Here is a 22,974-nt window from a genome sequence, read left to right as displayed (position 1 = left end):
CGCCCGTGAAGCGCGCCAGACCGCCGCTGGTGCAATCTGGGAAACCAGGCACTGGAGGAACGTCCGGACTGCACAGGACAGCGTAGCAGCTAACGGCTGCCCACCGTGAGGTGAGGATCAGAGCAACAGAGACGAGTCGGAGCAGGCAGCAAGCCACCGAAGGTGTTCTATCGGTCACCCGCGCAAGCGGGTACGGCTGGCGCAAGCCAGACGGTTTGTGGCGCAAGCCGCAAAGACCCTAGCCACCCGAAGCGGGCGGCGCCCGCTTCGGGTGAAACGGGCAATCTCTACGCGCAGCAATACCAAGTAGGCCAACGTTGATGTGGTTCCGCAGAGTTGGCGGGTAGGTAGCACCGAGCCGTGGTGGCGACACCCGGCCCAGATTAATGGCGGTCACACTGCGGGCAACCGTGGTGCACAGAATCCGGCTTATCGGCGCGCTTCACACTTTATTTTCTTCTCCCTGCCTGGAGCGGGCGCCGGCGGTGTCGGCCATGCCCAGCGCGGAGCACGCCACGGCTATTCAGCTTTTCGCGCAGTGGGGCGCGTGTCCCTTTTCCAGCTCCGTGGCCCGCTCCACGGTGTCGGGGTGGCTGCTCAGCAGTGACCAGACAGGGTGCGAAGCCATGTCTTCCGCCATCTTGCGCTTGCGCGAGCGTTCAGGGCTGCTCGCGCCGGGCGCGGCCGCTGGTACCGCCGCCTTGTCCTGGCTTTCTTTCTCTTCTTTCTTCTTTTTGTTGTCTTCTTCCTCTTCATCCTGCGCAATGGCCAGCAGCAGCTTGCCCATGGGCGCCGTGGGCAGGGCTGCCTGGCCCATCACGGCGATGGCGTAGCAGTCGGCTTCGCGTTCATGGTTGCGGCTGTAGGCCAGGCCGGTGAGCACCGAGGCACCGGTGGACACAATCGCCGATACGTCTCCGAGTGCAAGGCCCAGCCCCATGTTGAGCACCCCTTGCTCCACCACCATGCGGGTGGTGTGGCGGTACACCACGTGGCCAATCTCGTGGGCCAGCACGCCCACCAGCGCGTCATCGGGCAGGCCCTTGTCGGTGGCTGCTTTCACGATGCCGTCGGTCATCACGATCTTGCCGCCGGGCAGGGCAAAGGCATTGGCCCCCATGCCGGAGCGGAACTCCAGGCTCAAAGGGGGCTGGTAGCCGGAGTAGCGCTGCAGGGCGGGGGGCGTGTGCTGCACCAGGGCGTCAAAGCGCGCCTTGAGCTGATCCTGCCGCTCCTTGGGCAGCTTGCTGGGCTTGAGCGTGCCATCGTCCATCTGGCGCAGCACGTTCTCGGCCACGCTGGTTTCCCAGCCCAGAGGCACAAAGCGGGTGAGTTGGGTGGCAGCCCAGGGCGTGCCATAGCGGTAGAACAGCGTGAGGCCGATGACGGCCGCAGCCGTCACACCCAGCAGCACGGGCCAGCGGGTCTGCATGCGCTGGGCCAGGCCCGGGCGTTCACCAGCGGCGGCCAGGGCGGCGCGCCATTCGCTGACGGCATCGATCTCCAGGCTACCGTGGTCCCGCAGGTCCACGACCACCCGGGGCTGGGGCTTGTGTTCGTTCCAGGCCTCCGGCCAGCCCACGTCCTTCCAGGCGAACACAACCGGCTCGGTGCCGGGCTGGGATAGCGGATGCAGCACCAGCGACGGGCCCTGCGGCGTGGGCCGCAGGCTCACCATCACGGGGCGGGCTCTGCTGCTCTGGCCGTCGAACCAACGTCCTTGGATCAGGTCTGTGTTCACTGGGACGGGCATGCTCAACCGATGAGGTCCAGGCCCGCAGCGTCGGCCAGCGCATCGCCCAGGCCGTTTTGCTGCTGGCGCACCATCGCGCCCGCCACCTGTTCCACGCCGCCCTTGACATGCAGGGTGACGGATTCGAGTTTCATGCGGTATTCACTCACCCGCGCAAACGGGCGGTACAGCCCCAGCGTGAGCAGGGTGAACAGCATGTTCTTGATGCGCAGCCCCACGTAGCGGCCACTCTTCAGGTGGCACTTGAACCGCGCCACATGGCTCACCCCGATGTTGTTCCACATCAGCTGGAACATGCGTGCCTCGCGGTACGCCCGGGCGGGGGCCGATGCCAGGATCAGCATGAAGATGCCCGCCATGATGGACACGATGATCACCACAAACATCCACAGGCCCAGGCGGTCGCTCTGGCTGGCCACCAGGGCGATGGAGCTGCCTGCCAGGATGCCGATCAGCGCCGCGAAGCCCACGACACACAGGATGAACACGGCCACCGTGGCCAGCCACACCTTGACGAAGTCCATGTACACCGGCTTCCAGCGGCCTTTTTCGGCGCCCACCTGGGCCTTGAGCACCAGCAGGCTCTTGTAGTTGTATTCAAGGCGGATGAAACACAACACCGTCAGCACCAGGCCCAGCAGCAGCAGGCCGCCCATGGCAGGGGTGAACGATGGCATCTTGGGGTTGGCGGCTTCATCTTCGACCTCCTGCAAGACGTCGGCCAGTTCGGGCGACAGGATCTGCATGCCGAAGAACACCCCAAACCACACCAGCGCCAGCGCAAAAAGAGGCCAGCTGGCGAGGTAGACCTCTTTCCAGTGGGCGGTGAACTGCAGGCGCAGGCCGCGCCAGCGCGTGGCGCCCAGGCGAAAACGCATGGCACTGCCCCAGATCAGCGGCGAGAGCACGGCGCCGGTCAGCAGCAAGACGCCCACGGCGGCATCCTGCCCCGTGTTGGCAGCGATGTTGTAGGCCAGGGTGATCAGCATCAGCAGCACAAAACCCATCACCATCTTGCGCTGCTGCGCCGTGAATTCGAGCGGGCTGCCCGCCACCAGCGTGTGGCTGTAGAAATACTGCGCGGTGCGGCGCCGGGCCCAGGGGGTGTAGATGCCCAGGGTGACGATGGACAGCAGCACGTTGACGATCCACACCCGGAAATATTCGCCCCCGCTGCCTGTGAATTCAAGCGGATGCGCGTCGATGTTCTGCGGCATGAACGTGGACATCGGCCCCGCTGTGCTGTCTGATGGTGGTTGGCTCATGAACTCCCTCCTGTTTGCCGCGCAGTGTAGCAGCGGTCTGTGGAAGAAAAGTTTAGACTGAATTGGCCTCTGGCGCTTATCTGTTAAGCGCTGATAGCTATGTTTTTGGTAGCAAGCGTTGTGGCAATGGTTCTGCACGCCCCGCCGTTAGCAGCTGGCGCGCCTCTGCCAGCGCACCCGTGGAACTGGCTTTGCCAGGCCACCGGGTGCGCCCCCTCAGGGGGATGGCGCCGAAGGCGACTCAGGGGGAGTCAGAACTTCTCCCACGGCTGCAAATACCGCCACTGCCCCTCGGGCACCTTGGCCAGCGGCACGCGGCCGATGCGGATGCGCTTCAAGGCGACCACGGCCAGGCCCACGGCATCGCACATGGCCGGGATCTGGCCGGGGCGGATGCCCTTGAGTGCAAACCGCAGCTTGGTCTCGCTTTGCCAGCTCACCTTGATGGGCGGCAGCGGGCGGCCATTGAACGAGAGGCCGTGGCACAGGCGCTGCAGTCCGTTCGATGCGATGTCGCCCTTCACCTCCACGATGCATTCCTGCTCCAGCGACTCAATGTCTTCGGCCAGCTTGCGCGCGATGCGCTTGTCCTGGGTGTAAACCACCAGCCCGCTGGCTTCGGTGGGCAGCGGCGTGAAACATTCCAGCTGCTTGAAATGGCGCTGCAGCACGCGGATGCCCGAGGCGTCTTCGGCCAGGTGGGATGCAGGCCCCAGCAGCGTGGCGGCTGCAGCGGCACCCTGGCTGCGGCTGGCGTGGGCCGCTTGCCCGGCGGGCAGACCCAGGCCCGCTTCAAAACCCACCGGCTTGTGCAGTAGCAAGGTCACCGGGGTCAGCTCCAGCAGGCTGGCGTCTTTTGCCACCGTCACGGCCTGGTCGGGGCGTACGCGCGCGCCGGGGGCTTCCACCACCTGGCCGTCCACGCTCACGAAGCCGCCTTCGATGAACTGCTCGGCCGTGCTGCGCGAGCAGTTCAGTTGGTCGGCCACGCGTTTGGCCAGGCGGATGTGGGTGGGATCAGGGTTCTTGTCGGTCATGGGGTGAGGAGGGTCGGCATGCGCCTATGGGAATCGAAGGGGCAAATGCGTGATTGTCGGCGGTGCCTTCAAAACGGGCGCTGCCGCATGCCAGTGCCACCGTGGAACCGGCTTTGCCGGGCCACCGGTGGCGTCCCCTGAGGGGGAAGGCGCTCAGCGCCTCAGGGGGCATCAATCATTCCCGGGCTGCTGCGAACGGATGCGTTCTACATGGGCCAGCAGCGAGCGTTGGGCCACGGGCCACATGCGCGGGGGCACGTCGTCATACGCGTGCCGTACCCAGTCGTCCATGCTGCCCTGGGGCAGCGCCTGCATGGCGGCCAGCACCTTGGCCTCGCGGGCCAGGCGGTGGGCCTTGAGCTTGGCAATCGCGCCGCGTGCATCACCCAGAACATAGCCGTGCGCGGGCAGGATGAATTCCACGCCGTGTTCGGCGCACACCGCGTCGAGCCGGTCCAGCGAATCGAGGTAGTCGGCCATGTTGCCGTCGGGCGGGTCCACCACCGTGGTGCTGCCGTTCAGGATGTGGTCGCCGCTGAAGAGCAGGGCATCTTCCACCAGCAGCAGGCACAGGTGGTTGGCCGCGTGGCCGGGGGTGTGAATCACCCGCAGGGTATGGGTTGTTTTGCCATCTGGCGCTTGTCCATCAAGCGTGAGTAGCTCATTATTTTGTAGCGATCTGTCGGGTGTGAACGCGCTGGCCGCGCGGGCAGTGGGCGCCGAGGGCAGGCCCAGGATGGGGGGGCGGGCTTTGCCCGCCTGCACACACAGTGCCTGCAGCGGCGCGGCGCCGGGCGCGTGGTCGGGGTGCGAATGGGTGCACACGATCATGCGGATGTCGCCCCCGGCGGCGCGCCAGAGCTTGTCCAGGTGTTCGGTATCTGCCGGGCCCGGGTCGATGGCGATGAAGCCCGTGGCCGGGTCGCCCACCAGGTAGCTGTTGGTGCCGGGGCCGGTCATCACGCCGGGGTTCGGCGCGGTCAACCGCTGCACGTTGCGCAGCAGCGGCACGGGGCGCTCGGTTTGCCAGTCCAGCAGGTGCACGATCTGCCCGTCGGGGCACACCAGCGCCAGCTCGCCGTAGGGCATGTCGCTTTCCATGTAGCGCGCTTCCTTGCCGGCCAATGTGCCCGCGCGCGGGCAGCTGCTCCACAGGGGCAACTCGTCGGCCAGCGTGTCGAACACGGCCTGCGTGGTGGCAAAAGATGCCAGCCGCTGCAACGTGCGGATGGTCGGGAAGATCATGAAGAATTGCCCCGCCTCATGCCGCGCCAGCGCATCCGTCGGGCGCACCCACACGGGCTCGAATTGCTCGGCTTCGTCGGCCACGGGCTCCTGGCCCTCGGGCATGCGCGCCACGAGAAAAGGCACCTCGAAGCGGCGTGGCAGGTCGCGGTCGGTGGTCCAGTGGGCCAGCAGGAAAACGCTGTCGGCCGCCAGGCGCAGGCCTCGGGCCTGGCACTGCGCGGCAAAAGGCTGGTGGCGGTCGATGCCGGCGATGTCCTGCGCATCGGCCATCCAACCCTTGCGGGGGCCATCGGCATGGCGGGCCAGCAGCACGCCCAGCTCTTCAAAACTCTCGCGGATGGCGGCGATGGCCTGGGTCAGGTGCAGGTCGCTCTGTGTGGGGCGGCGGTCTGCGGCGGCGTGGGTGTCGGGGGCGGCATCCAGCGCGTCGATGCCACCACCGGGAAACACATAGGCGCCGGGTGCGAAGCTGGCCTTGTCGGAGCGCCGCGTCATCAGCACCTCGATTCCCCCCGCGCCGCCAGCGGCGGTGGCATCGCGCAGCAGCAGCACGGTGGCGGCAGGGCGGGTGGCGACGGGTTCGCGGAAGGGGTGAAGCTGTTGGGTGGAGCGGGGCATCGCCCCATTATCGAGGCGGCGCACAGCGGGTGCCCATCTGCCGCCCTGGGAGCGCGGCCCGATCACTGTGCCCGTGGCTGCGGTGGCGCTTCAGTGCCCCACGGGCACAGGCCCGCTGCTGCGCACGGGGATGCCGCTGCGCCGGTCCAGCGCACCGCTCCACTGCGTGAGGGCGAGCGAGACCAGCACCACCAGCGCACCAATCCATGGCGTGTGGTGCAGGCCCAGGTGCGTCACGATCAGGCCCCCGGCCCAGGCGGCACCGGCAATGCCCAGGTTGAAGGCGGCGATGTTCAGGCCCGAGGCCACGTCCACCGCCTGCGGTGTGAAGCGTTCGGCCTGCTTGACCACATACACCTGCAGCCCCGGCACATTGCCAAACGCCACGGCGCCCCACAGCAGCACGGTGCCCACAGCCAGCCAGGGGTAGGGCGCGGTGAACTGCAGCAACAACAACACGGCCGCCAGCAGCGCAAAGATGATGCGCAGCGCCGGGATGGGCCCCAGTCGGTCGGCCAGGCGGCCGCCCCACAGGTTGCCCACGGCCACCGAAACACCGTACACCAGCATCACCCAGCCCACGGCGCCCGCGCTGAAGCCCGAGATATCCGTGAGGATGGGCGCAAGAAAGGTGAAGGGAATGAAGGTCCCGCCATAGCCGACGGCTGTCTTGGCATACACCAGCAGCAGGCGCGGCTCGGCCAGCACGCGGGCCTGTTCCAGCAGCGACGCGGGCGGCGTGTGCGCAATGCCGCGCGGCACGAACCAAGCGCTGCCGATGAAGGCGACCACGCCCAGGGCCGAGACGGCCAGGAAGGTCTCGCGCCAGCCGAAGTGCTGGCCGATGAAGGTGCCCAGCGGCACGCCGGTGACCAGTGCCACCGTGAGGCCGGTGAACATGATGGCAATCGCACTGGCCGCCTTTTCGCGCGGCACGAGGCCGGTGGCGATGGTCGAGCCGATGGAAAAGAACACGCCGTGCGCGAGGCCGGTGAGGATGCGTGCGGCCACCAGCGTCTCGTAGCTGGGCGCCCGCCAGGCCAGCAGGTTGCCGGCGGTGAACAACGCCATCAGCGACAGCAGCAGCGCCTTGCGCGGGAGCTTGCCGGTGAGTGCGGTGAGCACCGGGGCGCCCACGGCGACCCCCAGGGCATACAGGCTGACCAGCAGGCCCGCCGAGGGGATGCTGATGGACAGATCGGCCGCCACGGTGGGCAACAAGCCAACGATCACGAACTCGGTCGTGCCGATGGCGAAAGCGCTGAGCGTCAGCGCGAGCAAGGCAATGGGCATGGGAACACTCCTGTGGAATGGGACGGAGTGTGGGGTTTTCAGTCTTGCAGAAAAAGACGGTTACGCTCGATAGATAGTTGACTGTGAATCAACAATCAAGGATGAAAAAATCCATGAAAACCACGCTGGAAGAACTGCAGGCCTTTGTCGCCGTGGTGGATGGCGGGTCGATCACTGCCGCCGCCGACCAGCTGGGCCAGACGGTCTCGGGCATCAGCCGGGCGCTGGCGCGGCTGGAGAAAAAGCTCGACACCACGCTGCTGCGCCGCACCACCCGCCGCACCGAGCTGACCGAGGAGGGGCAGGCCTTCCTGCTGCGCACGCGCGCCATCCTGGCCTCCATTGAGGATGCCGAAGAAAGCATGGCTGCGCGCCGCCAGCAGCCCGCAGGCCGCCTGCGCGTGAACGCGGCCACACCCTTCATGCTGCACGCCGTGGTGCCGCTGGTGCCAGCGTTTCGCAAGGCCTACCCGCAGATCACGCTGCAACTGGACACAGACGAGGCGTACATCGACCTGCTGGAGCGGCGCACGGACGTGGCGATCCGCATCGGCCCGCTGCAGGACTCGACCCTGCACGCCCGCCCCCTGTGCACCAGCCGCCTGCGCGTGCTGGCGAGCCCGGATTACCTGGCGCGTGCGGGCAAGCCCAAAAGCATGGTCGACCTGGCCAACCACACGCTGCTGGGCTTCAACCAGCCCGAGACGCTCAACCACTGGCCGCTGCGGGGCGTGCATGGGGACGCGTGGCCTATCGTGCCCAGCCTCACGGCGTCGAGCGGTGAAACGTTGCGGCAGCTGGCGCTCGCGCATGTGGGGCTGGTATGCCTGTCGGACTTCATGACAGCAGGCGACCGCGAGGCTGGCCGCCTGGTGCAGGTGCTGGCGCGCGACACGGTGGACGTGCGCCAGCCCATCAACGCGGTGTACTACCGCAACACGCAGTTGGCCGCGCGCATTGCGTGTTTTCTGGATTTTTTGCAGGAGCGCATGGGCTGAGGCCGTGGCCCCTGCATTCGGCGCTCGCTTAGCTGCGCGCGGGGATGTTCAGGCCCTTGGCCACGGCCGGGCGTGCCACAAAGACGTCCAGCACGCGCGGCACTTCGGTGAATTGACTGAATTCCACCAGGTCACCCGCGCCGTAGTAACCGATCAGGTTGCGCACCCATGGCAGGATGGCAATGTCGGCAATGGTGTACTGGTCGCCCATCACCCATTGGCGGCCCGCCAGGCGCTGGTTCAGCACGCCCAGCAGGCGTTTCGATTCGGCCACGTAGCGGTCACGCGGGCGCTTGTCTTCATAGTCCTTGCCCGCAAATTTGTGGAAGAACCCGAGCTGGCCAAACATGGGGCCGACGCCGCCCATCTGCCACATCACCCACTGGATGGTTTCGTAGCGCGCGGCGGCGTCCTGCGGGATCAGCTTGCCGGTCTTGTCGGCAAGGTACAACAGGATGGCGCCCGACTCGAACAACGCCAGCGGCTGGCCGCCGGGCCCGTGAGGGTCGAGGATGGCCGGAATCTTGTTGTTGGGGTTGAGCGACAGGAACTCGGGCGAGGTCTGGTCGTTGGTTTCAAAGCTCACCAGGTGCGGCTCGTAGGGCAGGCCCAACTCTTCGAGTGCAATCGATACCTTCACGCCGTTGGGCGTGGGCAACGAATACAGCTGGAGGCGATCCGGGTGCTGTGCGGGCCATTTGTGGGTGATGGTGAAGGTGGAAAGTTCGGGCATGGAGGGGTCCTTGGCTGGTGGCGGCCATAGCGGCGCCAAAAGAGCGCAAGCCTAATGGGGTGGTGAAACCGGCGCAGTCCGAGGTTATTCAGGCACCAACGACGATAATCCGGCGGATGCAGATTCGTTTCACCAAAATGCAGGGCGCGGGCAACGATTTCGTGGTGCTCGACGAAACCCAGGGCCGTCTGGGGCTCAGCACCGCCCAATACCGTTTTCTGGCCGACCGCCACTTCGGCGTGGGGGCCGACCAGATCCTCACCGTGCGGCCTTCGCCAGCGGACGGCATCGACTTTGAATACGTGATCCACAACGCCGACGGCGGCGAGGTGGAGCAGTGCGGCAACGGCGCCCGCTGCTTTGCGCGCTTTGTGCACGACAAGGGCCTGTCGGGTAAAGACACCTTGCGGGTGCAGACCAAAAGTGGCGTGATCGCCCCCCGCCTCACGCCCGATGGCCGTGTCACTGTGGACATGGGTCGCCCGTTGTTCGAGCCTGTCCAGGTGCCGTTTGATGCCAGCGGTTTGACCGCCGTGGCACAAGGTTCAGGACAAAAATGGCCGCTGGCGCTGGATGGTAAAGCGCTGACAGCTACTGTTTTAGTAGCGGTTGTCTCCATGGGCAACCCGCACGCCGTGCAACTGGTGGACAACGTGGACACCGCCCCTGTGCTGGAAGCCGGCCCGTTGGTCGAGCGCCATGCGCGTTTTCCGCAGCGCGTGAATGCAGGCTTTTTGCAGATCGTGGACCGCACCCATGTGCGGCTGCGTGTGTTCGAGCGCGGCGTGGGCGAAACCCTGGCCTGCGGCTCAGGCGCCTGCGCGGCCGTGGCGGCTGGCATCCGCCTGGGCCTGCTTGATAAAGAGGTGCATGTGGACACGCGCGGCGGCCGCCTCACCATTGCGTGGAGCGGTGCCGGCACCGATTCCGTTTTCATGACCGGCCCCGCCACCACGGTGTTCGAAGGCCAGATCGACATTCCTGACACCCCCCTATGACGTCCCACATCCCACCGATCACCGAAGACGACATCGCCCAGTTCCTCACCAACACGCCGGGCTTTTTCGAGCGCCATGCCGAGGTGCTGGCCAGTGTGCAGATCACCAGCCCCCACGGCGCGCGCGCCGTGAGCTTGCAGGAGCGCCAGGCCGAAATGCTGCGCGAAAAGATCAAGGGCCTGGAGCAGCGCATCATGGAAATGGTGCGCAACAGCACCGAAAACGCGGCGATCGCCAACAAGGTGCACCAGTGGACGAGCGCGCTGCTGCAAGTGCGCGACCCGTTCGACCTGCCCCAGGCCGTGGTCGATGGCGTGCGCACCCTGTTCGACGTGCCCCAGGCTGCGGTGCGTGTGTGGGAGGTGGCCGCGCCGTACATCGACGCCGACTTCACCCAGGGCGCCAGTGATGACGCCCGCGCGTTTGCCTCATCGCTGACCATGCCGTTCTGCGGCCCCAACCTGGGTTTTGAGCCCGCAGCCTGGCTGGCCAACGAGGCGGGCGAGCCGGCCCAGTCGCTGGCCCTGCTGCCGCTGCGCGAAGGCGCCATCGACAGCGCCACGCCCGCCTTTGGCCTGCTGGTGCTGGGCTCGCAAGATCCGCAGCGTTTTGATGCCACCATGGGCACGGAATTTCTGTCGCGCATGGCAGAACTCGCCAGTGCTGCGCTGCTGCGGCTGAAGTAACCCGCGAGCCCGGCACAAACACGGCGGCGGCTCGGCCACGGCAAATGTCTGACATGCCCACCGCGCTCGACCCGCACGTCCTGCGCTACCTGGAGCATGTGCGCGTCGAAAAGCGGCTGGCCGCGCGCACGCTCACGCTCTACACCCTGGACCTTGAAAAGCTCGCGCAGTTTGCGGCGGGGGTCAGCGTGCCGCTGCTGCAGCTGCAGACCGCGCACATCCGCCGTTTTGTGGCGCGGATGCACAGCGGCGGGCGCAGCGGGCGGGGCATTGCGCTCATCCTCTCGGGCTGGCGCGGGTTCTTCATCTGGGCGGGGCGGCAGGGGCTGATTCCGCACAACCCGGTGCAGGACGTGCGTGCCCCCAAGGCGCCCAAGCCTCTGCCCAAGGCGCTGGGTGTGGACGACGCCGTGCGGCTGGCCGAATTCGACAACACCGGCGCCGACCCCTGGCTGGAGGCGCGCGACGCGGCCATGGTCGAGCTGCTGTACGGCTGTGGCCTGCGCGTGGGCGAGTTGGCTGGGCTCGACGCCATCCCCAATGCCGACACCCAGCGCCAGGGCCGTGGCTGGGTCGATCTGCAGGCGGGGGAGGCCCATGTGTTCGGCAAGGGCAGCAAGCGCCGCAGCGTGCCCGTGGGGCGCGCGGCCACCGAGGCGCTGCAGACCTGGCTGCAGCTCCGGGCCACACCGTTCGGCGGCGAGGGGTCTGCGCGGCTCGACACGGCATTGTTTGTGGGCCAGCGTGGCAAGCGGCTCACTGCGCAGTCGATCTGGCTGCGCCTGCGCCAGCGCAGCCAGCAGGCGGGGCTGACCACGCCGGTGCACCCGCACATGCTGCGCCACTCGTTCGCCAGCCACCTGCTGCAAAGCAGCGGCGACCTGCGCGCGGTGCAGGAGCTGCTGGGCCACGCCAACATCACCACCACGCAGGTCTACACGCGGCTCGATTTTCAGCACCTGGCCAAGGTGTATGACGCGGCGCATCCCCGCGCTAGAAAGAAGCCCCCCTGAGGCGCTTCGCGCCTTCCCCCGGAGGGGGACGCACCCGGTGGCCTGGCAAAGCCAGTTCCACGGGTGCACTGGTGGGGCTGCGGGCACTGTCACGGAACCAAGACGCAAGTCGAGGCCTCCGAGCAGGGGGCGCTTGCTGTAGGGCGCCGTGGAGTTCTCGTCATGCTGCTGAAATGGATCAAATCAAACCGTGGGTTCATCGTGCTGCTGCTGTGCTTTGGCATCTTTCGCACGGCGGTGGCCGACTGGAATCCCATCCCTTCGGGCTCCATGCGGCCCACGCTGCTCGAAGGCGATGTGGTGTTCGTCAACCGCCTGGCCTACGACCTGAAACTGCCGCTGACCGATGTGGTGCTCGCCCGCCTGGGCGAGCCCGAGCGGGGCGATGTGGTCACCTTCTCGTCACCGCGCGATGGCACGCGGCTGATCAAGCGCATCGCGGCGCTGCCCGGCGACACCGTGGAGATGCGCGACGAGGTGCTGTACCTCAACGGCGAGGCCGCACGCTATGACGCACCCGAGGCCGTGACCGAACACCTGGCCGAGTTGGGCGCGCAGGTGCCCGCCACCCGCTGGACGGAGCATGTGCAGGGCCGCGAGCGGCGCGTGCAGTGGCTGCAGGGCGTGACGGCGCACCGCAGCTTCGGCCCGGTGACGGTGCCCGAGGGCGAATACCTGGTGTTGGGCGACAACCGCGACAACAGCGCTGACTCGCGCTACATCGGTTTTGTGCCGCGCCACCTGCTCATCGGCCAGGCGCGCCGGGTGCTGGTGTCGGCCGACATCCTTGCGAACTGGGCGCCGCGCCTGGGCCGCATCGGCCATCCCCTCTGACGGCGGCATTCAGTGCGCGCGGCGTAGGGCAGGGTCGCACTTGCAGGGTCAGCGTGGGGCGCATTCACGCGACAATCGCTCCATCATGAAAACCCTTCGCCTTCGCCCTGGCAAAGAGCGCTCGCTCTTGCGCCGCCACCCCTGGATCTTTGAATCGGCCATCGCCAAGGGCGGTGGCGACAGCGGCGAGACCGTGCGTGTGGAGTCGCACGAAGGCCAGTTCCTGGCCTGGGCCGCTTACAGCCCCAGCTCGCGCATCCGCGCGCGGGTGTGGAGCTTTGACGAGGCGCAGCGCATTGATGCTCCGTTTTTCATAGCTGCTTGCGCACGTTCCATCATCGCCAGAGCCCGTTTTGATGTGCAAAGTGATGGCGTGCGCTTGGTGCACGGCGAATCTGACGGCCTGCCGGGGCTCATCGTGGACCGCTATGGCGACACGCTGGTGGCTCAGTTCACCAGCGCGGGCACCGAGCGCTGGAAGGATGTGATTGCCGACGCCCTGTTGCGCGAGACGGGTCTGACCAAGCTGTATGAACGCTCGGACGCCAGCGTGCGCACCCTCGAAGGCCTGGAGCCCGCCACCGGCTGGCTGCGCGGCGGGCCCATGGGCGCGGGCGGCGACAGCGAGGGGCCACCGCTCGAACTCGCCATCCACGAACACCAGTGGCGCCTGACGCTGAACATCGCCGAGGGCCACAAGACCGGCTTCTATTTAGACCAGCGCGACAGCCGCAAGCGTTTTGCCGACTACGCGCAGCGACTGGGCTTCAAGCATGTGCTCAACTGCTTTTGCTACACCGGCGGCTTCAGCGTGGCCGCACTGGCGGGCATGCGGGCGGCGGGCGCATCTGCGGAAGGGCATGTGACCTCTATCGACTCGTCCGGCCCTGCGCTGGAGCGCGCCCGTGCCCACGTGGCGCTCAACGGCTTCGACCCGCATCGCGCGAGCTTCCTGGACGCGGACGTGAACGCCTCGCTGCGTCAGTTCCTCAAGGAAGGCCAGCGGTTTGATGCCATCGTGCTCGACCCGCCCAAGTTTGCGCCGACCGCAGCGCACGCCGAACGCGCGGCCCGCGCCTACAAGGACATCAACCGGCTGGCGCTGCAACTGCTGACCCCGGGCGGGGTGCTGTTTACCTTCTCGTGTTCGGGCGGCATCAGCGCCGACCTGTTCCACAAGATCGTGGCGTCGGCGGGCGCGGATGCGGGCGTGGATGGCTTCATCCTGGAGCGCCTGGGCGGCGCGCCCGACCACCCCATGACGCTGGAGTTCCCGGAGGGCGAGTACCTCAAGGGACTGGTGGTGATGCGGAAATCTTGATGATTTTGGCTGCTAGCGCTTATCCATCATGCGCTGATAGCTATCAAATTGGTAGTTTTTGCGGTGCAGTGCGTGCCAGGTAATCTGCGGCGAACTGCACAAACCAGTCGATGCTCTCGGGCTGCGCCAGCGCGTCGCGGTGGAGCACCCGCTCGGCCGGGTGGCCCAGCAGAAGCTTCTTGACCGGTAGCTCCAGTTTCTTGCCCGTCACGGTCTTGGGGATCACTGGCACCTGCAGGATTTCGTCGGGCACGTGGCGCACCGACAGCGCGTTGCGCAGCGCCTGGCGAATGCGCTGGCGCAGCGGTTCGTCGAGCATGGCGCCTGCGCGCAGCTGCACGAACAGCGCCAGGTACGACGGCCGGCCCAGGTATTCCAGATCCACCACCAGGCTGTCGAGCACGTCATCCAGCCCCTCGACCACGCGGTACAGCTCGGCCGTGCCCATGCGCACGCCCTGGCGGTTGATGGTGGCGTCCGAGCGGCCGTAGATGATGCCGCCCACGGCCTCGGGCCGGGCCACCAGCCGCAACCAGTCGCCCTGGCGCCACACGGGGCGCTGTTCGGCGTCGTGAAAGGTGTCGAAGTAGCTCTCCTTGTAGCGCGTGCCGCCGGTGTCGCCCCAGAAGTACAGCGGCATCGATGGGATGGGCCGGGTGCAGACCAGCTCGCCCACTGCGTCCAAGACCGGCTGGCCCGCGTCGTTCCAGGCCTGCACGCTGGCGCCCAGCGCGCGGCACTGCATCTCGCCCAGGCGCACGGGCAGTGTGGGCAGGCCCACGATGAAACCGCCTGCGATGTCGGTGCCGCCGGAAACCACGTTGAGCCAGAAGTCGTTCTTGACCTCGCGGTAGAGCCAGCGGTAGGCCTCGGGCGACAGCGGTGATCCGGTGGAGCACACGGTGTGCAGTGCCGACAGGTCGGCCACCTGCCGGGGCACCACGCCCGCCTTGAGGCAGGCGTGGTGGATGGCGGCCCCTACGCCGAAGGTGGTGACGCGCAGGCGGCCTACCAGGCGCCACAGGAAAGCCCAGTCGGGTTCGGCGCCGGCGCTGCCCGCGCCGGTCACGCAGCCGTCGTAGAGCACGATGGTGGCGCCGCCCAGCAGTCCCATCACATGCGCGTTCCACACCATCCACGAGGTGTTGACCGCCCACAGCACCCGGTCTTCGGGATGCAGGTCGTTGTGCAGCACCATCGCCACCAGGCTGTTGGCCAGCACGCCGCCATGGCCGTGCACGATGGCCTTGGGCAGGCCCGTGGTGCCGGACGAGTACAGCGTCCACAGCGGGTGGTCGGGCGCGAGTGCGAGCGGTTCAAGCGGTGCGTTGCCCGCCACGGCCTCGGCCCAGGGCACCACGGTGCGGGCCTGCGCCTGCGCGGGGGGCGCCGCCGCCGGGTCGAGGCAGGGCACCCAGACCACATGGCTCACGGTGGGCAGCTGGTCCAGGATGTCGCCCAGTGCGGCGCGGCGGTCAAACGGCTTGCCCGCATAACGGTAGCCATCCACCGCGACCAGCACCTTGGGTTCGATCTGGCGGTAGCGGTCGCCCACGCTCACGGGGCCCATGTCGGGCGCGCACAGAGCCCACACCGCACCGATGCTGGCGGCCGCAAGGAAGGCCACCACCGCTTGCGGGATGTTGGGCAGGTAGCCCACCACACGGTCGCCCGGCTGCACGCCCAGCGTGCGCAGCGTGTGCGCCAGCGCGCCCACCTGGCGGCGCAGTTCGGGCCACGAGATTTCTCCGGCACCGCCGGACTCGTCCTCGAAAACGATGGCCGGTGTGTTCAGTGGCGAGTCCGGGTGCGCGTGGCGCATCACGGTGTCCACCAAGTTCAGGCGCGCGCCCTCAAACCATTGGGTGGCGGGCATGGGGTCGTCCGAGCGCATGCGGCGCGGGGCTTGCGCCATGGGCACGTCGAAGAAGGCCAGCAGGGCGCTCCAGAACGCTTCGGGTTCGTCCACCGACCACTGCCACAGGGCTTCATAGCCGTCAAAGCGCAGGCCACGCTTGTGCACGAGCCAGGCCTCAAAGGCGGTGATGAGGGCGCGCTCGCGGCGTGCGGTATTGGGTTGCCAGAGCAGGGTGTCCGGGGTTTCGTTGGGGGCCGAGGCTGTTGGGGGCAGGGCTGTCAGGGTGGTCATGGGACGGTTCTTTCGCCTTCTCAGGTGTCCGCAGTGAAACCGATGTTTTTCACGTGCACCCGCCATTGCTCGGCCTCGGCGCGCAGCCGCGTGACCAGCTCTTGCGGCGTGGACGAGCGTGCCGTCATGCCGAATTCCGCCAGGCCGCGCACGAAGTCCGGCTGGGCCACGGCAGCGCGCATGGCGTCAGCAACGCGCTGCACCGTGGCGGCGGGCGTGCGCGCGGGCACAAACACGCCAAACCACTCGGTCATGTCCAGTGCAAAGCCCTGTTCGCGGTAAGTGGGCAGGTCGGGGGCGAAGCTGCTGCGCTCGGTGCCCGAGACGGCCAGCAAGCGCAGCCGGCCGGATTTGAGGTGCGGCAGGTAGCTGCCCAGCACCGTCGAATAGGCCGGCACCTGGCCGCCCATCAGGTCCTGCAGCCCGGGTGCATCGCCGCGGTAGGCAATGTGGGTGAAGTCGATGCCCGCCATCTTGCCCAGCACGCTGCCCACCAGATGCGGCGTGGAGCCCGACGCGGGCGAGCCGAAGCTGGCCTTGCCGGGGTTGGCCTTGGCCCAGGCGACAAAGTCCTGCAGCGTGCGCACGCTGTCGGGCACGGCCGGCCCCACCGCCAGCGCAAACGGGAAGGTGCAGGCCATCGACACGGGCGCCACATCTTCCAGCGCATAGGGCAGCTTGCGGTAGGTGTAGGGGTAGACGGTGAACGGGGAGGGCGGCGACAGCAGCAGCGTGGTGCCGTCAGGCACGGCGTCCTTGAGCGCGCTCACGGCGATCTGGGTGCCCGCGCCGGGCTTGTTGTCCACAAGCACGTTGGCGGCATAGGTGCCGCGCAGCTTCTCGGCCAGGCGCCGGGCCACGTTGTCGGTGCTGCCCCCAGGCGGAAAGCCCACCAGCAGGCGGGCCAGGTCGGACTGTTGCTGTGCGTGTGCGGCCGGGACGATGCCCGTGCCCAGCGCGGCCAGGCTGGTGAGTTGGACAGCGAACTGTCGGCGGGTAGTCATGGTTTGTCTCCTGGTTTTTGGTGTGCCACTGCGGTGGCGCGGTGCGACTGTGCCGCAAGGGCGCAGGGGCTGCTTTCCAATTACTGCGGTGGGTATCGCAAAGCTGCGGACCTAGGGGAAAACCTGGGCGTCGCGCGCGGTGGGGTGAGGCCCCCGGCGACTGGGCACGCTACGAGCGGCGGTAGTCCGAAGGCGTCACGCCCCAGTGGCGGCGAAAGGCGTGGCTGAAGTGGGCCGCCGAGGGGTGGCCGGTGAGCAAGGCGATCTCCAGCAGGGGCTTGCGCGAATCGCGCACCAGCCGTGCGGCCAGCTCCATGCGCTGAAAGTGCACCCAGGCGTGGGGTGTGGCGCCAAACGACACCTTGAAGGCGCGCGCAAAGTGAAACGGGCTGAGCCCCGCGATGTCCGCCAGGCGGGCCACCGGCCAGGGTTCGTGCAGGCCGGCCATCACGGCCTCGGTCAGCTGGCGCATCTGCCGCGAGGTGAGTGTGGCGCCGGTGCGCGGGCGCTCGCCGGGCAGTGCGTAGTTTTCGACGAGGTGGATGGCAATGCCCATCGCGATGTGTTCGCCAAACGTGGGTTGCAGTGAGGCGTTGTTGTCCAGCGATGCCAGCAGCAGGTCGGCAAAGGCTGCGAGCACCGGGTCCTTGCGGCCAAAACACTGGCCCAGCGCCACATCGCCGCCTGCGGCACGCTGCAGCCAGGCGGGGGCCAGGTCGATGTGGATGTTGTCGCGCACGGCCGAGCTGCGCCAGAAGCTCGGGGTGTCGCCGGGCAGGATCACGGCCTCGCCACGCTGCCAGAGCCTCTCTCCCACCAGCTCTCCATGGCGTTGCAACAGCTGCGTGGGGTTGCCCCGGCGCACCAGAATGACGCAGTTGCTGTGGGCGGGCACGTACAGGTCGCCCACGGGGCCCACCTGGTGCCACACCGCGAGGCCCTGCCAGGGGCGCCCGGCGCTGGAGCGGTGGACGTGGTCCGGCAGCGCCTGCCAGGGGTGGTCCAAGCGCTTGTCGGCCAGCGCCCGCCAGTGCGCCGTGTCGAAACCTTCGATGGAGGGTGGCGTGTGGCGGGTAGGGGTGGGCGGTGTCATGGTGGAAGAGGCCCAAAAAGCGCCTCCAGGGGCCTATCGTAGAACGTTCCGGCCCACTGCTGCCCCGCGTTTCCCGGGGTGGAGCGGGGGGGCAGGGGGCGTGATCGGGCGCGAACAGGGGCTTGATTCCGCCGCTAAACTCCCCACCTTTGCGGCTCCGGCCCGGGCTGTCTTGCCTGCGGTGTCCTTTGCAATCCACAAGGCCTTCTTCCATGTCCCTCATCCCCGTCACCATCCTCACCGGCTTTCTGGGCGCTGGCAAAACGACCTTGCTCAAACGCCTGCTGAGCGAAGCCCATGGCCAGAAGATCGCCGTGATCGAGAACGAATTCGGCGAAGAGAACATCGACAACGACATCCTCGTGACCGAGTCCAAGGAGCAGATCGTGCAGATGAGCAATGGCTGCATCTGCTGCACCATCCGCGAAGACCTGCGCGAGACGCTGCAATTGCTGGGCGCCAAGCGGCGCAAGGGGCTGCTGGACTTCGAGCGCATCGTGATCGAAACCACCGGCGTGGCCGACCCTGGCCCCGTCGCGCAAACCTTCTTCATGGACGAAGAGATCGCCGAGACCTACCTGATCGACTCCATCATCACGCTGGTTGATGCCAAGCATGCGCCGCAGCAGCTCAACGACCGCCAGGAGGCGCGCCGCCAGGTGGGTTTTGCCGACCAGATCTTCCTGTCCAAGACCGACCTCGTCAGCGCCGAGGAAACCGATGCGCTGATCCACCGCCTCAAGCACATGAACCCGCGCGCACCCATCAAGGCCGTGCACTTTGGCGAGGTGCCGCTCCAGGAAGTGCTGGACCTGCGGGGCTTCAACCTCAATGCCAAGCTCGACATCGACCCGGACTTCCTCAAGGAAGAAGAGGCGCACGGCCATGAGCACCACGACCACGATCACGCGCATGGCGAGCATTGCGACCACCCCTCGCACCAGCATGACCATGGGCATGGCCACCACCATCACCATGACGACGATGTGAAGAGTTTTGTCTACCGCTCCGACCGGCCGTTCGACCCGGCCAAGCTGGAGGACTTCCTGGGGGCCATCGTGAATATTTACGGCCCGCGCATGCTGCGCTACAAAGGGGTGCTTAATATGAAGGGCACCGAACGCAAGGTGATTTTCCAGGGGGTGCACCAGCTCATGGGCAGCGATCTGGGGCCACAGTGGGCGGAAGGCGAGCCGCGCACCAGCAAGATGGTCTTTATTGGCATTGACCTGCCCAAGGACATCTTTCTGCAGGGACTGGAACAAAGCCTGGTGTGATGCGGGAAGGTGCTGGAGAGGCCGGAAGGCTGCCGGTTTGTGTTGTATCTGCAACGTTTCCGTTTGCGTCAGCCCAGGTCGATACAATCGCGCCCCGGTAAAACCCCGGAAGGCTTGCCACCCGCCCTTGGCTGTGAATGCAGCTAGGGCCCGCCCGTATTGCGAGGAGACCAGGAAGTGAAAGCCGACACCAGCAAATCCAAGGGGGCCACCAAGGCAACCCCTGCCGCGGCGAAAAGCGCCGCCGCCCCAGCGGCACCTAAAGTTGCTGCGAAGGCCCCTGCCAAGGCTGCTGCGGCGCCCAAAGTGGCCGCGCCTCCCGCAGTGGCAGCACCTGCTCCAGCCCCCGTGCTGCAAGCCGGTTCGCAGGTACCCGTGCGCACGACCCGGCCTTCTTCCCGATTGGCCCAATTGACCGTACCATCCATGGCACAGACAGTGGCGTCGACCGCTGCCAAAGCCAGTTATCTACACACCATGCCCACGACCGCGCAAGCGCAGCCCACCTACACGGCTGCCAAAAAAGACCCCAAGCTCGCGAACAACTGGAAAACCAAGTCCGCCGCTGAGTTGACCGACGCAGAAGTCATGGCCATGCCTGACAGCGAGTACATGAACGACAAGCAGATGGCGTTCTTCCGCCTCAAGCTGGTGCAACTCAAGCAGGACATCCACAACAGCGCCGGTGAAACCACCGAACACCTGCGGGAAGACACCGTGGTGGTGCCCGATCCCGCCGACCGCGCGACGATCGAAGAAGAACACGCCCTGGAACTGCGCACCCGTGACCGCGAGCGCAAGCTGCTCAAGAAGATCGAGCAGTCCATCGCCCGCATCGACGCGGGTGACTATGGCTACTGCGACGAAACCGGCGAACCCATCGGTGTGGGCCGCCTGATCGCTCGCCCCACTGCCACGTTGTCCCTGGAAGCCCAACAACGCCGCGAACTCAAGCAGAAGATGTTTGGTGATTGACCGGGCCACCGGGCCTGATCCATCCCCAAGCGCACCCTGAGCCATGAGCAAGGAAGAAACCACCCCCGGCGGCCTGCTATCGAAGGTGGTTCGGTTTGTGAAGAACCCGACGGTGAACTGGACCGAGCTCGACTCCATCCAGGACGACCGGGAGAGCCAGTACAGCAAGCAGATGCTCAAGGAGATGATCGAGCGCAAGCGCCGCAACGATTTTGTGCGGCGCCGAGAGTTCGATCAGCTGCGCAAGCTGCGCCAGCGCGAGGTGCTGCAGGGCCAGCGCGTGGAAGATGCGGCGGGGCGCCCATCGTTCTTTCAAAGCAGCATGGCTTCGCCCGACGACCGCGCGGTCACGCTCAAGAAGATCGACGAGATCGAAGCGCAGATGTCGCAGCAGTGGTGGAAGAGCAAGCAAGGTGCTGAGGCGCCCACCCAGCCCGGTGCGATGCCGGCTGCTGCCAGCGGCGCCGCGACGTCCGACTCCGAGCATGCGCGGGCGTATGCACCCACGGCGCCCGGCAGCCTGCCAGCACCTCTCGAAAACAAGCCCGGTGTCCAGCCGCTGTTTGCCGATGACAGCATGGCCATTGGCCGGTTTGGCGGCACCGATGCGCAAATGCTCCCGGGCGAAGGCCCTGGCGAAGCGTCCTTCAGCCCTGCGGCAGCTACTGCGGCAACGCCAGCGCCCGCATCCGAACCGGAGGAATTCGTGCACGAACCCGATCTAGAAGAAGCCGCCATCCGGTTTGCCAATGGCGACCATGCCGGGGCCGAGTCCGGCCTGCTTGATGTGCTGGCGCAGCACCAGCAGGACGCGCCCGACGACCAGCTTGAAATCTGGATGACGCTGTTCGACCTGTACCGTGCGACCGGCCAGCACGACCGGTTTGACACCCTGGCCATCGACTTTGCGGCCCAGTACAGCCGTTCGGCACCACTGTGGTTCTCCATGCTGGAGCAGTTGGGCATGGCGCCACCGCCCGCTGCGGCGGCACCTGGCGCCCCAGCGGCCGCACCGGTGGGCGCGGTGCGCCGTGATTTCAGCTGGAATGCTCCGCCCACCCTGGCTGTGTCTTCGGTGGCCGCGCTCCAGGCCTCCTTGGCACGTTCCGCGTCGCCCTGGACCTTGTCCTGGGCACGCCTGGGGGCCATCGACGAAGCTGCAGTGCCTTTGCTGGCAGAGCAGTTCACGCGGTGGGCCGAGCGTGATGGACAACTGGTGTTTTCGGGGGTTGAAAAGCTCAATGCCCTGCTCGACGCCAAAACCCAGTCCGGGGACCGCTCCACCAGCCCCGAGTGGTGGAGCCTGCGCATGGCGGCGCTGCGGCTCATGGGCAAACCGGATGAGTTCGAGCTGGTTGCGCTTGACTACTGCGTGACCTATGAAGTCTCGCCGCCTTCTTGGGTGTCTCCGCGCTGCGGGTATTCGGACAACGAGGGGGTGTCCTCGGGTTCGGCGCCGCTGGCGGCAGACAGCGATTTCATGGCCTCCGATCTGGGGGATGCATCGGCCCCAGCTCCGCTGGAGACGGGCCCTGTGGCCCAGCTCAGCGGGCACATCGATGGTGATGCCACGCCGCTGCTGGAGGCTTTCCAGGCCTTCCTGCGCCCAGGGGTGCCCCTGACGATCGCCTGCGACAAGCTGATCCGTGTGGACTTTGCCGCTGCGGGCTCGGTGCTCAACTGGGCGGCCGAGCAGCAGGGCCACGGCCATGTGATCCAGTTCCACAACCTGCAGAGGCTGGTGGCGATTTTCTTCAACGTGATCGGTATCAACGAGCACGCCTGGGTGGTGCCCCGGAAGAATTGACTCCCCCGGAGTCGCTTTGCGCCTCGGCGCCTCCGACTGGGGCTATGGCCCTTGGAGTTGTGCCTCTCCGTGCCTCTCTCGCTGCGTGGTAGGGGGCAGTGCACGCAAGCGAAGCGCCTCATGCGCGGCTTGGCGGCCCCTGCGCGGCCGTGCTGGCCTGGGCCGCTTCGGTGCCATGGCCTGCGTGCAGTGGTGTGGATGTGCTGGTAACACGCAGCGCAGCTCCGCTTTGGCTTGAAAGCGGTGCACGCGCCCTCAACTGCCGCAGCTATGGACTCATCAAACGACAACCACCCGGTGTTCCACGGCACCACCATCCTGAGCGTACGCCGCCAGACGCCCCAGGGCGTGCAAGTGGCGATTGGCGGGGACGGCCAGGTCACCTTGGGCAACATCGTGGTCAAGGGCACGGCGCGCAAGGTGCGCAAGCTGCACCACGGCAAGGTGCTGGCGGGTTTTGCAGGCGCCACGGCCGATGCATTCACCCTGTTCGAGCGCTTTGAAGCCAAGCTCGAAAAGCACCAGGGCCACCTGGTGCGGGCCGCCATTGAACTCACCAAGGACTGGCGCACCGACCGCGTGCTGCGCCGCCTCGAAGCCATGCTCGCCGTGGCCGATCTCGAAGCCTCGCTCATCATCACCGGCAACGGCGACGTGTTGGAGCCCGAGCAGGGCATCGTGGCGATTGGATCGGGCGGTGCCTACGCGCACTCGGCCGCCAAGGCGCTGCTCAACCACACCGACCTCTCTGCGCAGGACATCGTCAAAAAGTCGCTGGAGATTGCGGGCGAGTTGTGCATCTACACCAACATGAACCACACCATCGAGACCTTGTAGGTCGGTTGGTTTGCAAGGTGGTTTTCACCGCATTT

19 protein-coding genes and 1 other RNA gene are annotated in these 22,974 nt (G+C 66.8%); 11 read left to right on the top strand and 9 right to left on the bottom strand.

The window, feature by feature from the left end; translation table 11 throughout:
• Positions 1-7 precede the first annotated feature (7 nt).
• An RNA gene (gene rnpB, locus ASE52_RS23440) (RNase P RNA component class A) lies at positions 8-448 on the top strand.
• Positions 449-523: 75 nt separating this feature from the next.
• Here rnpB and ASE52_RS21590 read toward each other — a convergent pair.
• From ASE52_RS21590 to ASE52_RS21570, 5 genes are all read right to left on the bottom strand, one after another.
• Complete coding sequence (locus ASE52_RS21590) at positions 524-1,753, bottom strand: M48 family metallopeptidase (protein WP_057229115.1); 1,230 nt, start codon at positions 1,751-1,753, stop codon at positions 524-526.
• 2 nt (positions 1,754-1,755) lie between these two features.
• Positions 1,756-3,018, bottom strand: a complete 1,263-nt coding sequence (locus tag ASE52_RS21585) for a YjgN family protein (protein WP_057229113.1) — start codon at positions 3,016-3,018, stop codon at positions 1,756-1,758.
• A 251-nt stretch (positions 3,019-3,269) separates the two neighbouring features.
• Positions 3,270-4,055, bottom strand: coding sequence for an rRNA pseudouridine synthase (locus ASE52_RS21580; protein WP_057229112.1), 786 nt, complete (start codon positions 4,053-4,055; stop codon positions 3,270-3,272).
• 171 nt (positions 4,056-4,226) lie between these two features.
• A complete protein-coding gene (locus tag ASE52_RS21575; protein ID WP_057229109.1) occupies positions 4,227-5,921 on the bottom strand; it encodes an MBL fold metallo-hydrolase in 1,695 nt (564 codons plus the stop codon).
• Between the two features lie 90 nt (positions 5,922-6,011).
• On the bottom strand, positions 6,012-7,214 hold the full coding sequence (locus ASE52_RS21570) for an MFS transporter (RefSeq protein ID WP_057229107.1): 1,203 nt from the start codon (positions 7,212-7,214) through the stop codon (positions 6,012-6,014).
• 113 nt (positions 7,215-7,327) lie between these two features.
• On the opposite strand from ASE52_RS21570, the gene ASE52_RS21565 reads away from it, so the two are divergent.
• A complete protein-coding gene (locus ASE52_RS21565) occupies positions 7,328-8,212 on the top strand; it encodes a LysR family transcriptional regulator (protein ID WP_057229662.1) in 885 nt (294 codons plus the stop codon).
• Between the two features lie 28 nt (positions 8,213-8,240).
• Here the strand turns inward: ASE52_RS21565 and ASE52_RS21560 are convergent, their stop codons facing one another.
• Entirely contained in the window at positions 8,241-8,945 is a 705-nt protein-coding gene (locus tag ASE52_RS21560; RefSeq protein WP_057229105.1) for a glutathione S-transferase N-terminal domain-containing protein, read from the bottom strand.
• 116 nt (positions 8,946-9,061) lie between these two features.
• On the opposite strand from ASE52_RS21560, the gene dapF reads away from it, so the two are divergent.
• The 5 genes from dapF (at position 9,062) to ASE52_RS21535 (ending at position 13,797) form a co-directional block, all read left to right on the top strand.
• Positions 9,062-9,943, top strand: a complete 882-nt coding sequence (dapF, locus tag ASE52_RS21555) for a diaminopimelate epimerase (protein ID WP_010462388.1) — start codon at positions 9,062-9,064, stop codon at positions 9,941-9,943.
• Positions 9,940-10,629, top strand: a complete 690-nt coding sequence (locus ASE52_RS21550; RefSeq protein ID WP_010462386.1) for a DUF484 family protein — start codon at positions 9,940-9,942, stop codon at positions 10,627-10,629. Before dapF ends, ASE52_RS21550 begins: the two co-directional genes overlap by 4 nt.
• Positions 10,630-10,673: 44 nt before the next feature.
• A complete protein-coding gene (locus ASE52_RS21545; RefSeq protein ID WP_057229103.1) occupies positions 10,674-11,642 on the top strand; it encodes a tyrosine recombinase XerC in 969 nt (322 codons plus the stop codon).
• A 162-nt stretch (positions 11,643-11,804) separates the two neighbouring features.
• Positions 11,805-12,476, top strand: coding sequence for a signal peptidase I (gene lepB / locus ASE52_RS21540; protein ID WP_082606982.1), 672 nt, complete (start codon positions 11,805-11,807; stop codon positions 12,474-12,476).
• 85 nt (positions 12,477-12,561) lie between these two features.
• Positions 12,562-13,797, top strand: a complete 1,236-nt coding sequence (locus ASE52_RS21535) for a class I SAM-dependent methyltransferase (protein WP_057229101.1) — start codon at positions 12,562-12,564, stop codon at positions 13,795-13,797.
• Between the two features lie 43 nt (positions 13,798-13,840).
• On the opposite strand, the gene ASE52_RS21530 is transcribed toward ASE52_RS21535, so the two are convergent.
• From ASE52_RS21530 to ASE52_RS21520, 3 genes are all read right to left on the bottom strand, one after another.
• Positions 13,841-15,946 carry an acetoacetate--CoA ligase gene (locus tag ASE52_RS21530; protein ID WP_057229099.1) on the bottom strand — a complete coding sequence of 702 codons (2,106 nt, stop codon included), beginning with the start codon at positions 15,944-15,946 and terminating at the stop codon, positions 13,841-13,843.
• Positions 15,947-15,966: 20 nt separating this feature from the next.
• Entirely contained in the window at positions 15,967-16,950 is a 984-nt protein-coding gene (locus tag ASE52_RS21525; RefSeq protein WP_057229097.1) for a Bug family tripartite tricarboxylate transporter substrate binding protein, read from the bottom strand.
• Between the two features lie 169 nt (positions 16,951-17,119).
• Entirely contained in the window at positions 17,120-18,043 is a 924-nt protein-coding gene (locus tag ASE52_RS21520) for an AraC family transcriptional regulator (RefSeq protein ID WP_057229095.1), read from the bottom strand.
• 212 nt (positions 18,044-18,255) lie between these two features.
• Between ASE52_RS21520 and ASE52_RS21515 the strand changes: the two genes are divergently transcribed.
• From ASE52_RS21515 to hslV, 4 genes are all read left to right on the top strand, one after another.
• Positions 18,256-19,320, top strand: coding sequence for a GTP-binding protein (locus ASE52_RS21515; protein WP_057229093.1), 1,065 nt, complete (start codon positions 18,256-18,258; stop codon positions 19,318-19,320).
• A 177-nt stretch (positions 19,321-19,497) separates the two neighbouring features.
• Complete coding sequence (gene dksA, locus ASE52_RS21510) at positions 19,498-20,295, top strand: RNA polymerase-binding protein DksA (RefSeq protein ID WP_029413941.1); 798 nt, start codon at positions 19,498-19,500, stop codon at positions 20,293-20,295.
• Positions 20,296-20,338: 43 nt separating this feature from the next.
• Complete coding sequence (locus ASE52_RS21505) at positions 20,339-22,102, top strand: STAS domain-containing protein (RefSeq protein WP_057229091.1); 1,764 nt, start codon at positions 20,339-20,341, stop codon at positions 22,100-22,102.
• Between the two features lie 270 nt (positions 22,103-22,372).
• Positions 22,373-22,939, top strand: coding sequence for an ATP-dependent protease subunit HslV (gene hslV, locus ASE52_RS21500; RefSeq protein ID WP_055399580.1), 567 nt, complete (start codon positions 22,373-22,375; stop codon positions 22,937-22,939).
• The last annotated feature ends 35 nt before the right edge of the window (positions 22,940-22,974 follow it).

Source organism: Acidovorax sp. Root275, assembly GCF_001428965.1.
Classification (GTDB): domain Bacteria; phylum Pseudomonadota; class Gammaproteobacteria; order Burkholderiales; family Burkholderiaceae_C; genus Acidovorax; species Acidovorax radicis.
Note: the sequence above shows the minus strand (reverse complement) of the source record. Positions and strands in the feature narration are given on the sequence as shown.